Source organism: Streptococcus suis (genome assembly GCF_002960425.1).
GTDB lineage: Bacteria > Bacillota > Bacilli > Lactobacillales > Streptococcaceae > Streptococcus > Streptococcus suis_S.
This window is the reverse complement of record NZ_POIZ01000042.1, coordinates 69,373-81,962: the sequence shown is the minus strand read 5'-3', so window position 1 is coordinate 81,962 and position 12,590 is coordinate 69,373. Positions and strand designations below refer to the sequence as shown.

The window sequence follows — 12,590 nt, the reverse complement described above, 5'->3', positions numbered from 1 at the left end:
AAGTTCCTATGAAATGGCTGAGTCAGGATACCTATGTCTGTTATCGGACCATCAATAGTTTTAGGGCTAGCACACACGCCAACCAGCTCATCAAAACTGCCTTCATCTACTTCACTCTCCTCCTCAGAGAGAATGGCTTGATTGAAGATGAGGCTCTCTTCATTGACGGGACTAAGGTAGAAGCTGATGCCAACAAGTATTCTTTCACGTGGAAAAAGGCCGTTGAATGCTATGAAGATGCCTTGAATGGAAACATTTCTGCCCTTTATGACAAGCTAGTTCAAGAAGGGGTGAATACTGCCTTGTCCAAGGAAGAATGCCTCACTAGCGAGGGACTCAAACAACTCCTACATGAGACAGAACAAGTATTGGACGAGGTGGAAGAAGCTATCTCACAAGAGCCGAAAGTCATTAAAGGTGGATCAGCCAACAGACAGAAACGAAGAAGAATTAAGAAACTAAAGAGAAAGTTGAAAGAGGATTTTCTTGTTCGGAAACAGAAGTACGAACGAGATAAACAGATTCTACAAGAGCGAAATTCCTATTCTAAAACGGATCACGATGCAACATTCATGCGAATGAAAGAAGATCATATGAAGAATGGTCAGCTCAAGCCTGGTTACAACCTCCAACTTGGTACAAACAACCAGTTTGCCTTAGCTTACGGATTGTATCCGAATCCAACTGACACTCGTACACTCAAGCCCTTTCTTCAATCCATCCAAACCTTAGAACTCTTTCAACACATTGTCGCGGATGCAGGTTATGGTAGTGAAGAAAATTATAGCTTTATCCTTGATGACCTGGAGAAAACACCTCTGATCCCCTACGGAACATATCAGAAAGAGCAGAAGAAAAGCTACAAGAAGAGTGATGCCAATCCTGAAAACTGGACCTATCTAGAAGATTCTGACCAGTGGATAAAACCAGATGGGGTTGTCTACTCGTTTAAGAATTATTCACGAAGAACGGACAAGTATGGATTTGAGAAAGATATTAAGATTTACGAAGCTGATCCTGTACAAGCTAGTGAAGAGTTAGACCAGTTAGCACGGACGGAAAAAGGAAACCTCAAACAAATTCAGTACAATCCTACGTGGAACTATTTCAAGAACTTAGTCAAAGAGGAATTGACAAGTAAAGAGGGAGCCCGCATTTATGCCAAACGCAAGGTGGATGTCGAACCTGTATTTGGTAGGATGAAGGGTGTTTTTGGCGTGCGCAGAGTCCATGTCAGAGGTCAAAAAGTGGTTGAAACTGAGATAGGATTCCTCCTAATGAGTATGAATCTCACGAAATTGGCTAAGAAATTAGTCCAAGATAATAGAGATAAAAAGAAAAACACAGACAGTACGGCTGGATTTCATCAGAAGCAGCTCGAATCTATCTGCGTTTTTATTTATTGGCTAGTTTTTGCCCAGCCTCAGCCTGCTACCTTGAAATAAAATAGTAACAGGGTTCTATCTGCATCTGCGTCGCCTAGTCTGTTTTTGATTTTCATTGAATGTAGATTTGGAAATTATAGGAAAGTAAAAACTTTTCGAGCAACATAACAGACTGAACTAGTGTTAGAAGCCCTATCTAATAAAATTACTTAAATAATGACTTCGGCAAACTGACTAAACAGACGTACCTCCTACGCTACGGGTCACTCCCAAGCAAGATTTTCTCAAGACTTAGCTGTTCTGAGTTGAATTGCTTACGTATTTTCATACTTTTAGAGTTATTTTGTCGATATTTTTTAAATACAGAATGAAAAATGAGCAACTCTTAATTGGAACTTCTTGTTATGATAAAAATCGGTTACAGTTTACAACATAGTAAATGGATGTGTCATATCAATTAACTATCATACCTAAGTGCCACGAAAAAACGATTTACTACAAAATTGTACAGAAATTAATTGATATTTCCCGTCGTCTGTGTCAATACAAAGATTTGGAAATGATTGAGGGGCATCGGATGGTCAAGCGTATTGAAATGCTTGTTTTAATGCCTTCAAAACTTTTGATTTGGTACCTTTATCTTTAACAACAAATAAAAGACGAAAAACTTCATGAAGCGTGTCGCACAGTGAGTCAAACTTTAAAAGTAGAAATTTTAATTCTGAGCAGTCTATCGCCTACAATAACTTTATTCACTGGTATCTGTTGATGTCGAAGTCGGAGTGGAAGCAGAAGAGTTTATGCTACTACTTGTCGAGCTAGCACTCGCTGAGGCTACCGATACATAAAGAGTAACAGTCCCTTCGATAGTACTACCAGCTGCTGGATACTGACCAATCACAATATCACTAGTCGTTGAATAGTAACTCCTATCCTCCTGTTTTTCGATATTGGCAACCTTGACGCCCAAAGTTTGCAGTTGACTGCTAGCTTGTGAATAAGTGATATGACCAGATGTTAAATCAGGCATAATCAATTCCTTGCCTTTGGAAATTTCCAAATTGATGACTGAGCCTCTTTCAAGTTCTGTATCAGCTACTGGATCTGTACTAATGACTTGACCAGCCTCAACAGATGAACTATAGACCTGTGTTACAGTTCCGATATAAAAACCTGCATCTTGAAGTATCTGACTCGCCGATTCCTGACTTCTGCCAACTACATTTGGTACCACAACTCCTTTAGAAACATAGAGAGTGATACTACCACCTTTTTCAATAGACGCATTGACTTCTGGGCTAGTCTTGATGACCATGCCTTTATCAACCGTTAGGCTATACTCCTCTTTAACAGAAACCTGTAATCCCAGCGCTTCCAATTCTTGCTGGGCAGTAGCCAAATCTTTACCGCTAACATCTGGAATAACGACCATGGCAGCAGTTGCAATAATCAGATCAACCTTACTCCCCTGACGTTTTGAGGTCTTAGCTCCTGGCGAAGTACGAATCACTAAACCTTCAGCAACGTCATTGGTTGCCTCTTTGGTTACACTCCCTACTTCCAATCCAGCCACTTCAATCATTTCTTGTGCTTTTTCAACAGTTTGTCCCGCTACATTCGGTACAGTGACTGTTCTTGGTGAATTGAAAAACACAATCCCAACTGCCATGAGGGTCAACAGAAATACACCTAACAAGACTTTGAAACGAGTTCGAACTCCTTGTCTCGCTTTCGCCACTGGCTTAGCAACCCCTTTTTGTTTTGCATTGTCCTGCTTACTTGTCGGCTGTTTCTCAGCCTTGGTTTTGGCAGCCTCTGCATTAGCTGCCGGCTTGATATCAACATTAGCCTGAGAGAGCTTAGGCAAGGTTTTTGTATCTACCTTGTTATCTTCCAGTACAATCTTGGGTTCATTTCTACGATCCAAGGACAGGGACGAAGCCAAATCTGTGTACATTTCTGCAACAGACTTATAGCGCTCGTTTAATTTTTTAGCTGTCGCTTTTAACACAACATTTTCAAGTGCTTGAGGGACATTTGCATTCTCTTCTCTGACAGATGGCAGTGGTTTTTGGAAATGCTGGAGGGCAATGGTTACCGCACTATCACCATCATAAGGAATCCGTCCTGTCAACATCTCGAAGAGAATAATCCCCATTGCATAGATATCACTTTGAATGGTTGCTTTCGAACCACGCGCCTGCTCTGGCGAAAGATAATGAACAGAGCCCAGCATTGAATTGGTTTGGGTCAAACTAGTTTCCGCAAAGGCCACTGCAATACCAAAGTCTGTCACCTTAGCGACACCATTTGAGGTCAAGATAACGTTCTGGGGTTTCAAGTCCCTATGAACAATGCCCCGTGTATGGGCCATCCGCATGGCTAGGAGAATCTGCCCCATGATACGCACTGCCACATCATTTGAAAGGGGGGCATTTTCCTTAATATAACGCTTCAGGTCAAGGCCGTTGACATACTCCATGGCCAGATACTGTTGACCATCTTCCTCACCAATGTCCGAAATACGAACAATATTGGGATGATCCAAGTCTGCCATCGCACGCGCTTCCCGTTGGAACCGTTGGATGGCAATCTGATCAGTTTGATAGTTAGTACGAAGAACCTTAACAGCCACTTCCTCACCATCCAAAATCAAATCTCTAGCCAGATAGACATCCGCCATACCGCCTCGACCAATTTGCCGGACAATCCGATAGCGCCCAGCAAAGATCTTACCGATTTGAATCATTACCGAGCCTCCTCTGTAATATGAAGTAGACCTACTGTAATATTATCCAAACCTCCTGCATTATTGGCAAAACGAACCAAGGTTTCTGCCTTACTTTCCAATGATACACCACTCACGACAATATCACGAATATCTTCCACAGATACCATATTTGTCAAACCATCGCTGTTAATCAGAACGTAATCACCAACTTCCAGAGTTTTCAAAGCAATATCTGGCTCAATGGGTTCTGCCTGTCCAATTGACTGGGTAACGATATTTTTCTGAGGGTGACGAAGGGCTTCTTCTTCTGTCAACTGACCTGCACGAACAAGGGCACCAACTAAGGAATGGTCATTAGTTAAACGAGTATACTCTCCATTTCTAATCAAACCAACGCGAGAGTCTCCGACATGGGCATAAATCATCTGATTATCAATCACCACAACTGCCTCTAGCGTGGTTCCCATTCCTCTATATTCTTCTGTTTGTCCAAGCTCATGGATTTTTTGATTTTCTGCATCGATGATGGCAATCAGCCATTCACGAACATCATTCAAGGTCACCAGTTGCGTATCAACCCAGGCTGCACCTAAATCTGTCGCAGCCATTTCACTGGCAATATGACCGGCGCGGTGACCACCCATACCATCTGCCAGAACGACCAAGTCGATACCCGCACGGTTCTTGTAACAGTTGATATAGTCTTGGTTGTTCGAACGTTTTTGTCCAACGTCAGTAAGTAATGCAATTTCCATAATTTTCTATCGTTGCTATGCAACTTCCTCCTCTTATTCTAGGATTTTCTTCTAAATTGACCGATGAAAAAGCCATCTGTCTGGTATTGTTCAGGGGTGATCAAGAGGCAACCATCCACCATAGTATCTGATTTAGGATGCTCTAGCATGACCTGTTCAAAATTGGGGTGATTTTGTAAAAATTCGTGAATAACCTCTTGGTTTTCCTTGGCAATAATCGTGCAGGTGCTATAGGTTATTATACCACCTATTTTCAGGCTTTGGCAAACGCTGTCCAAAATCTGCAACTGGATTGCCTTTAGAGAATCAAAATCCATAGCCGCCTTGTTATAGCGAATATCTGGTTTACGGCGAATGAGACCCATTCCAGAACATGGGGCATCCACTAGGATTTTATCAAAGGTATCTGGACCAAATTCCTCATGAACGCGACTGGCGTCTAGGCGTTTGGTTTCGATCTTATCTGCTAAGCCTAAGCGTTGGGCATTTTCTTCAATCAAGGCTAGTTTGTGTTCGTACAAATCTAGGGCAAGGATTTTGCCACTTGTCAGATAAGAGCCCATGTGACAGGTTTTTCCACCAGGGGCTGCACAGGCATCCAAGATGAGTTCATCCCCTTGTATATCCAAAGTTGGCGCCACTAATTGACTGGTTTCATCCTGAATGGTAATCAGACCTTGTTTAAAGTAATCAGTAGCCGCAAAATGTCCCTGGCCCTTGACTAGGCCGACTGGTGATAACTGCGATTGTTGGGCATCTAGCTCCTCTGCCAATCCTTCTACTTGCTTACCATCTGTTACACGGATGCTGGCCTTATTTCGAATATGCAGACTTTGGAAAATCCGCTCCGCTCGCTCGTCACCATATTCTGCTATCAGGGTTTGGACCAACCAAACTGGCACAGAATATTGGACAGATAGCCTCTTATTTTTCCGTTTGATGCCTGTTGGATCTGGCAAGGTCGATTGGCTCATTTTGCGCAAAATAGCATTGACAAACTTGTCGGTTCCAGGCTTTCTCTTTGCAAGATTTACAGCGTCATTGACAACTGCGTGGGGTGGCAACTTGTCCAAATATACCAACTGGTAGAGGCTCAACATGAGGAGATAATAGACCCAAGTGTCCAATTTCTCTCTATCTTCAATAACATGTGCTAGGTACCATTCCAGTGTTATCTTCCGAGAAACCGTCCCATAGACCAACTCGGTCGCCAAGCCCTTGTCCTGAGCCGACAAATTCGAAGCTTCCAGAGCCTTATTGAGGGCGATATTCGAGTAAGCCCCCTGATCAAAGACTTGTTCCAATACAGATAAGGCTAGACCTCTGGCTGTTTCATGTTTATTGACCACCAAATTGATCTCCTATTGCAATATCTCGACCTGCACCATTTAAAAAGTCTGCAATGGTCATTTTAGGCTTACCAGCTGGTTGGACTGTTTTCAGGGAAAGGGCTCCCTGACCTGTCGCAATGACCAATTCTTTCTTGCTTCGAGCAATGACTTGACCGACTGGTCCTGTACCTTCTGTTTCTACAGCTTCTTGAATTTTAAACCGTTCCCCTTGCCAATAGGTGTGGGCAACTGGCCACGGATACATACCGCGAATGTGATTGAAGAGTTGGCGAGCAGATTTGTTCCAATCCAGCACCTCTTCTTCTGGTCGAATGTTAGGTGAAAAAGTTACCTGTTCTGGATTTTGAGCCACTGGTTTCAAGTCCCCAGCAATATAGGCTGGCAAGGTGCGCAATAACAAATCCCGACCAACTACAGCCAACTTTTCAAACAAGCTGCCGACATTGTCACTTTCTTCAATAGCAATGCTATCGCTGGAAATCATGTCTCCCGCATCCATTTCCTTAACCATCTCCATAATGGTTACGCCTGCTCGTTCATCTCCATTTATCAAAGCATAGTGGATAGGTGCTCCACCACGGTACTTAGGAAGAAGAGAAGCATGGACATTGACCGCAAAGTCAACAGAGTTCAACATTTTAGTTGGTAGGAATTGCCCAAAAGCTGCTGTTACAATCCCATCAGCTTCCAAATTCATCAGCTCATCTAGTTCTTGGCTACCAGATAACTTTTCAGGTTGATAGACTGGTAATTGGTATTCCAAGGCTACTTCTTTCACAGGGGTCATTTGGATGACTTTTTTTCGTCCAACAGCTCGATCTGGCTGGGTAACAACCGCTAGGATTTCATACTGGTTATCAGCCAAAAGACCTTTTAAAACTGTCGCCGAAAACGCCGGAGTTCCCATAAAAATCAACTTGGTCATGTTTGTGTCCTCATCTCCTTTTTCCTTTAATCGTTTCTACCACTCCTAGTATCCCTTAATTATACCATTTTTGCTTATTTTTTCCTTAACTAAAGGTTCTTTTAACTCTGCAATGTTTGGACTTTGGAAACTCTAACCACCTTGCAGTTGATAAACGGCTATAAGACTCAAGTAACTAATATCAAATTGAGCTCATTCTATCCCCAAAATAGCACGAATATCTTCAACCGTCAAGTTTGCACGGCTTTCACTACCGTCAAGAACCGTTTTGACCAGATTTTTCTTATTTTCCTGAAGGGCTTGGATTTTTTCTTCAATGGTTCCTCTGGTAATCAGGCGGTAGCATTCTACTTTTTCAGTCTGACCCATACGATGGGCACGGCTAATGGCCTGGGCTTCCACAGCAGGGTTCCACCAGAGGTCAACCAGAATAACCGTGTCTGCACCAGTCAAATTGAGACCAACCCCACCTGCTTTCAAGGAAATGAGGAAGACATCCCGACTACCTGCATTAAAGGCCTGGGTCATTTCTTGGCGTTGATTAGCCGGGGTCGAGCCCGTCAAAGTATAGGAAGTCAGACCAAGCTCATTTAATTGACCTTCGATTTGCTCCAGCATGTTTCTAAATTGGGAGAAAATCAAGACCCTGTGTTCCCCCTCTTTCAGTTGCACCAACAGTTCTTTCAGGCTATTGAGCTTGCCACTCTCACCTTGAAAATCATCCATAAAGAGACTAGGCGTATCACAGATTTGACGTAATCGCGTAATCCCAGATAAAATCTCAATCTTGCTGCGATTGATTTGGGCATCATCAGCCCCGATAATCTTGGACTGCATTTGCTGGAGCTGGGCCAGGTAGATAGTTTTTTGCTCATCAGTCAATTCATTTAAAACATTGATCTCTGTCAAGTCAGGTAGTTCCTGCAGAACATCTTCCTTATGCCGTCTAAGGACAAAGGGCTGAATGGTTCGGGCAATATCTTTGGTTGCCAATTTCCCAAAGGCTTGTTTTCCGGGCAATAAACCTGGAAGAACAATTTGAAAAATAGACCATAATTCTGTCAAATGATTTTCAATAGGGGTTCCCGAAAGAGCAAAACAATTTCCCACCTCAAATTCTCGCAGTAACTGAGCAATTTTGGATTGGGCATTTTTCATGACCTGGGCTTCGTCTAAAATCAGGTAGTCAAAATGCTCTTGCTTATAAAGGTCACTATCCTGTCTAAAGGATGGATAGGAGGTCACCAAGATTTGATGCTCCTGACCAATCACGTCTACTCGCTGTTCCTTACTTCCATGAACAACAGCTAGGTCCAAGTCTGGAGCAAATCGCTTGCATTCTTCCGCCCAGTTGTAAATCAAACTAGAGGGTGCCAGAATCAATACACGAGTGGTCTCCGTCATCCGACTGGACAGAAAAGCAATGGTTTGCAGGGTCTTGCCAAGTCCCATATCATCCGCCAAAATACCGCCAAAACCATAATGATCCAGCATGGACAACCACTTAACACCTGTTTGCTGGTAGTCCCTAAGCTCTGTTTTCACATCCACATCTGGCATCGGAAAACTGTCTGGCTGTGCAAGATAGGCAGCCATTTCCTGAAAATCCTTGGAAAAACGAACCTGATCAAAACCTGACAGGGACTGGGCTAATTGATAACCCGCCAAGGAGTGAACTTGTATCTGTCCCCCCTTGCCATGCTTGGCTCTCAGTTGCAGCAGGGTCTGGCTAATTTTCTTAGTTTCCTCATCAAAGACTAGGACCCTACCACTCGGACTGCTATAGTGGTCTTCTTGATTGAGCAAGGCTTGCAGCGCCTGATCAATTTCGGATTGAGCAATGCCTGTCAGATCAAATGAAATATCCAAAAGCGAGCCATTCCTGACAATTTCCAACTGGGGTTTGGCTTCTATCACAAGAGACTGAAGATTTTCTGACAGATGAACCTGCCCCATGCTCTCTAAAAGTGGTAACTGCTGGCGGAAAAATGGATACAGCTCCTGTTGACTGAGGGCAGGTCTATGAGCCAGGTATTTGCCACGAAAACCAGCCAAACCGATTGCCTGATAGACAGCCTCTAGGTGCTGAAAATGGCTGGCAAATGGTAGCAAACTCAACTCTTCTTCACTTCTGACCAAGCGACCATCAAAATCCAAAACCAAATGCAAGATTAAGCTACCACTTGCCTCCATCTCCATATGGAAATGAGGTGTGAAATCATGTATTTTAAAACGTTTGGGTGCCTTGACCGTCCCAATGGTCTGCAAATCCAGCAAAGTCAGAGCCAAGCGATTCTGATCTTGAAAGTCAACCTGAACCTTTCTCAAGCCTGACTCGGTAGGAACCAAGTTCGAAATCTGGGCAATTAGCTGTTCCTGCTTCCGATCCGCACAATAAATAACGCCATCTACCAAGATATAACGACCTTGAAAAAGGGGACGGACACGTTTTTCATGAATGACCATTTCAATCATGAGCGTATGGACCGTTACTTCAAAATGATACAGACCAGCTTCCTCCGTCAAAGGAAGTACCATCAAGGACGAATAGGATTGCTGCTGGTAGGTAAAGACAAAGCCATCCAGCCGATTCAACAATTCTAAGCCCTCTTCAAAATAGGCTTGAGGCAACCGAAAATGACGGCCAAAGTGGATCAAAATATCCGAATCTAAAGTCACCTTCTCAGGAACCAAGTTCCAAAGAAAATCTAGGACTGCCTGACTGGGCTCATCAAAATTTTCATAGGCTAGCTGCTCGTAGTAATTTTTCCCAATTTGGTAATGGCCATTGGTCTTGAGCAACCGCAAAAAAGCACCAATGTCCCGCACAATATAGGCACGGGTATCAGGCAAGCGACTGATTTTCAGGGTCCAGTCAATCTGCCGGTCATAGGGCAAGAGGTTTCCCTCTACAGACAGACGGTATTTGATGCCCAGTTCTTCTGGTTTTGACCCCAAAATCTCATCTAAAAAGAGGCCACCAAAATAGGTCCGACGCACCGTTTCCTTATGCTGCTCCCCTTCTTCCTTCAATGACTGCTTCAGATCTTTCCCAGAACCATCATTTTTTAAATAATACTCCGTGGCAGCCAGATGCTGACAGTAGCCCTTTCTTTGAAATAAGTCACAACTACAGAGTAAATCACTGTCATCATCACTATAAATAAAGCGCTCTCCAGCAATATCCAGCTCCATCTTCCCATTCTCACTATGAAGAACAGTCAGTTTCCCAGCCTCATACAAATCAATTCCTTCTTGGCGAATTCGCCCAGGCATCATCCGACCCATTCAACTACCTCTTTTGACTTAGCACAATCTAAAATATTATCTTTTCATTATAGCATATTTTGTGGCAGAATTCTTTGCCAAGGCACCAAAAAACACCAGTTCACTCAACTGATGTTCTTAGAAATCTTTCTATAATACAGTGTGACATGCCACATTTTCCTGATAAAACCAAGGGTTTTATAGAGCCAAAAGAACAGAATAGGCATGAAAAGGAGAGCTAAAACGAGGAAACTCCATCCCCTTCCTTCCGCAAACATCAGGGAGAAAACTAGCGTTACAAATGTAAGAAAGAAGAGCATCAAGAGATTGGTCAGAAGACCCAACCAACCTAGCCAATAGCGAATTCCAAAGGGAGGGTGTTTCTTTTCATCGAAGTCTGCCAATCCAGTCAAAAACTCCACTAGCAACTCACCAAAAAATTCCATACTAGCCTTCCTTTCTGACCTGTCGATAATATTTTGTTCGTCGAATCATCATATTGATAGCCTTAAAGGAAAGAAAGGTAAGCATACTAGCCAAGAATAGACAAAAAAGGAATATCACGACCAATGGCAGTTTATACTGATTATAGACCATAATCGAACCACCTGTAAAAGCGATAAAATAGGATGCCAAAGTCACCAAATTGAGCCAGATGCAAGCCACCAGCCCCAGCCAATACCGAAAGCCGAAAGGCTTATACTGACTGTCTTCATAAAATACAAGAAAAAATGATGAAAAAGAAAGCAATATCAAAAAAGAACGCCAAATCGGAATCGCTACCATAAGAACCACCTCCTAGTCCCATTCTAGCATATTTACGAATAATTGCAAAGAAAAAAGAGGTTTGACCTCTCTTTCTTATTTCCGTTTTCGTGCAATCAGATGAATCGGTGTTCCTTCGAAGACAAAGGCCTTGCGGATTTGATTTTCCAAGAAACGCATATAGGAGAAGTGCATGAGCTCTTCTTCGTTGACAAAGACCACAAATGTTGGTGGCTTGGTCGCAACCTGGGTCGCGTAGAAAATTTTCAAGCGTTTACCCTTGTCAGTTGGTGTCGGGTTAATAGCAATGGCATCCATGATAACATCGTTGAGAACAGCCGACGGAATACGGGTATTCTGGCTTTCACTAATGGCCTTAATCATCTCAGGCAACTTATGCAAGCGTTGCTTGGTCAAGGCTGATACAAAGATAATAGGTGCGTAAGACAAGTATTGGAATTGGTCGCGGATATCATCTTCCCATTTCTTCATGGTGTGGTTATCTTTTTCAAGCGTGTCCCACTTGTTGACGACGATAATCATTCCCTTACCAGCTTCATGGGCAAAGCCTGCGATGCGTTTGTCGTACTCGCGGATGCCTTCTTCTGCATTGATGACCATGAGTATAACATCTGAACGCTCAATGGCACGCATGGCACGCATAACGGAGTATTTCTCCGTATTTTCATAGACCTTACCAGACTTGCGCATCCCTGCGGTGTCAATCATGGTAAATTCTTGACCTTCTGAGTCTGTAAAGTGCGTATCAATGGCATCTCGAGTCGTTCCAGCAACAGGCGACGCAATCACGCGCTCTTCACCCAAAATAGCGTTAATCAAACTTGATTTTCCAACGTTTGGACGACCAATCAAGCTGAACTTGATAATATCTGGATTTTCTTCTGCTTCTTGGACTGGCAGATTTTCAATGATCGCATCCAAGACATCCCCTGTACCGATACCATGCACAGATGATACTGGATAGGGATCCCCAAGACCAAGCGAATAGAAATCGTAAATGTCATTACGCATTTCAGGGTTATCGACTTTATTGACAACCAAAATGACTGGTTTGTTGGTCTTATAAAGGATACGCGATACATACTCATCCGCATCTGTCACACCTTCTTTACCTGAAACAACAAAGACGATAACATCTGCTTCATCCATAGCAATCTCAGCCTGGTGCTTGATTTGTTCCATGAAAGGTGCATCCACATCGTCGATACCACCTGTATCAATCAAGGAAAACTTGCGGTTGAGCCACTCACCAGTAGCATAAATACGGTCACGGGTCACACCTTCCACGTCTTCGACAATGGAAATCCGCTCCCCCGCAATACGGTTAAATAAGGTTGATTTACCAACGTTGGGACGGCCAACGATGGCGATAGTTGGTTGAGCCATGGC

7 protein-coding genes and 1 pseudogene are annotated in these 12,590 nt (G+C 43.2%); 1 reads left to right on the top strand and 7 read right to left on the bottom strand.

The annotated features are described in order from the left end of the window. Nucleotides 1-1,314 (top strand): annotated as a pseudogene (locus tag C1G57_RS05300) (IS1182 family transposase); the annotation flags it as partial. Between the two features lie 819 nt (nt 1,315-2,133). On the opposite strand, the gene pknB reads toward C1G57_RS05300, so the two are convergent. From pknB to der, 7 genes are all read right to left on the bottom strand, one after another. After that, entirely contained in the window at nt 2,134-4,134 is a 2,001-nt protein-coding gene (gene pknB / locus C1G57_RS05295) for a Stk1 family PASTA domain-containing Ser/Thr kinase (RefSeq protein WP_105114057.1), read from the bottom strand. Then, nucleotides 4,134-4,871, bottom strand: coding sequence for a Stp1/IreP family PP2C-type Ser/Thr phosphatase (locus C1G57_RS05290; protein ID WP_105114056.1), 738 nt, complete (start codon nt 4,869-4,871; stop codon nt 4,134-4,136). Before C1G57_RS05290 ends, pknB begins: the two co-directional genes overlap by 1 nt. 38 nt (nt 4,872-4,909) lie before the next feature. Further along, the gene (gene rsmB / locus C1G57_RS05285) at nt 4,910-6,223 is read right to left on the bottom strand and encodes a 16S rRNA (cytosine(967)-C(5))-methyltransferase RsmB (RefSeq protein ID WP_105114055.1); all 1,314 of its coding nucleotides are present in this window, start codon (nt 6,221-6,223) and stop codon (nt 4,910-4,912) included. After that, the gene (gene fmt / locus C1G57_RS05280) at nt 6,210-7,148 is read right to left on the bottom strand and encodes a methionyl-tRNA formyltransferase (protein ID WP_105114054.1); all 939 of its coding nucleotides are present in this window, start codon (nt 7,146-7,148) and stop codon (nt 6,210-6,212) included. Before fmt ends, rsmB begins: the two co-directional genes overlap by 14 nt. Before the next feature lie 192 nt (nt 7,149-7,340). Beyond that, on the bottom strand, nt 7,341-10,436 hold the full coding sequence (locus tag C1G57_RS05275) for a DEAD/DEAH box helicase (protein WP_105114053.1): 3,096 nt from the start codon (nt 10,434-10,436) through the stop codon (nt 7,341-7,343). A gap of 426 nt (nt 10,437-10,862) precedes the next feature. Continuing rightward, nucleotides 10,863-11,201, bottom strand: coding sequence for an MFS transporter (locus C1G57_RS05265; protein ID WP_105114051.1), 339 nt, complete (start codon nt 11,199-11,201; stop codon nt 10,863-10,865). 75 nt (nt 11,202-11,276) lie between these two features. Continuing rightward, nucleotides 11,277-12,587 carry a ribosome biogenesis GTPase Der gene (der, locus tag C1G57_RS05260; protein ID WP_105114050.1) on the bottom strand — a complete coding sequence of 437 codons (1,311 nt, stop codon included), beginning with the start codon at nt 12,585-12,587 and terminating at the stop codon, nt 11,277-11,279. Nucleotides 12,588-12,590: the final 3 nt, after the last annotated feature.

Coding starts and splice junctions, on each gene's coding strand:
- C1G57_RS05275 (WP_105114053.1), bottom strand. CDS start 10,436: ATGGGTCGGATGATGCCTGGGCGAATTCGCCAAGAAGGAATTGATTTG.
- fmt (WP_105114054.1), bottom strand. CDS start 7,148: ATGACCAAGTTGATTTTTATGGGAACTCCGGCGTTTTCGGCGACAGTT.
- C1G57_RS05265 (WP_105114051.1), bottom strand. CDS start 11,201: ATGGTAGCGATTCCGATTTGGCGTTCTTTTTTGATATTGCTTTCTTTT.
- pknB (WP_105114057.1), bottom strand. CDS start 4,134: ATGATTCAAATCGGTAAGATCTTTGCTGGGCGCTATCGGATTGTCCGG.
- C1G57_RS05290 (WP_105114056.1), bottom strand. CDS start 4,871: ATGGAAATTGCATTACTTACTGACGTTGGACAAAAACGTTCGAACAAC.
- der (WP_105114050.1), bottom strand. CDS start 12,587: ATGGCTCAACCAACTATCGCCATCGTTGGCCGTCCCAACGTTGGTAAA.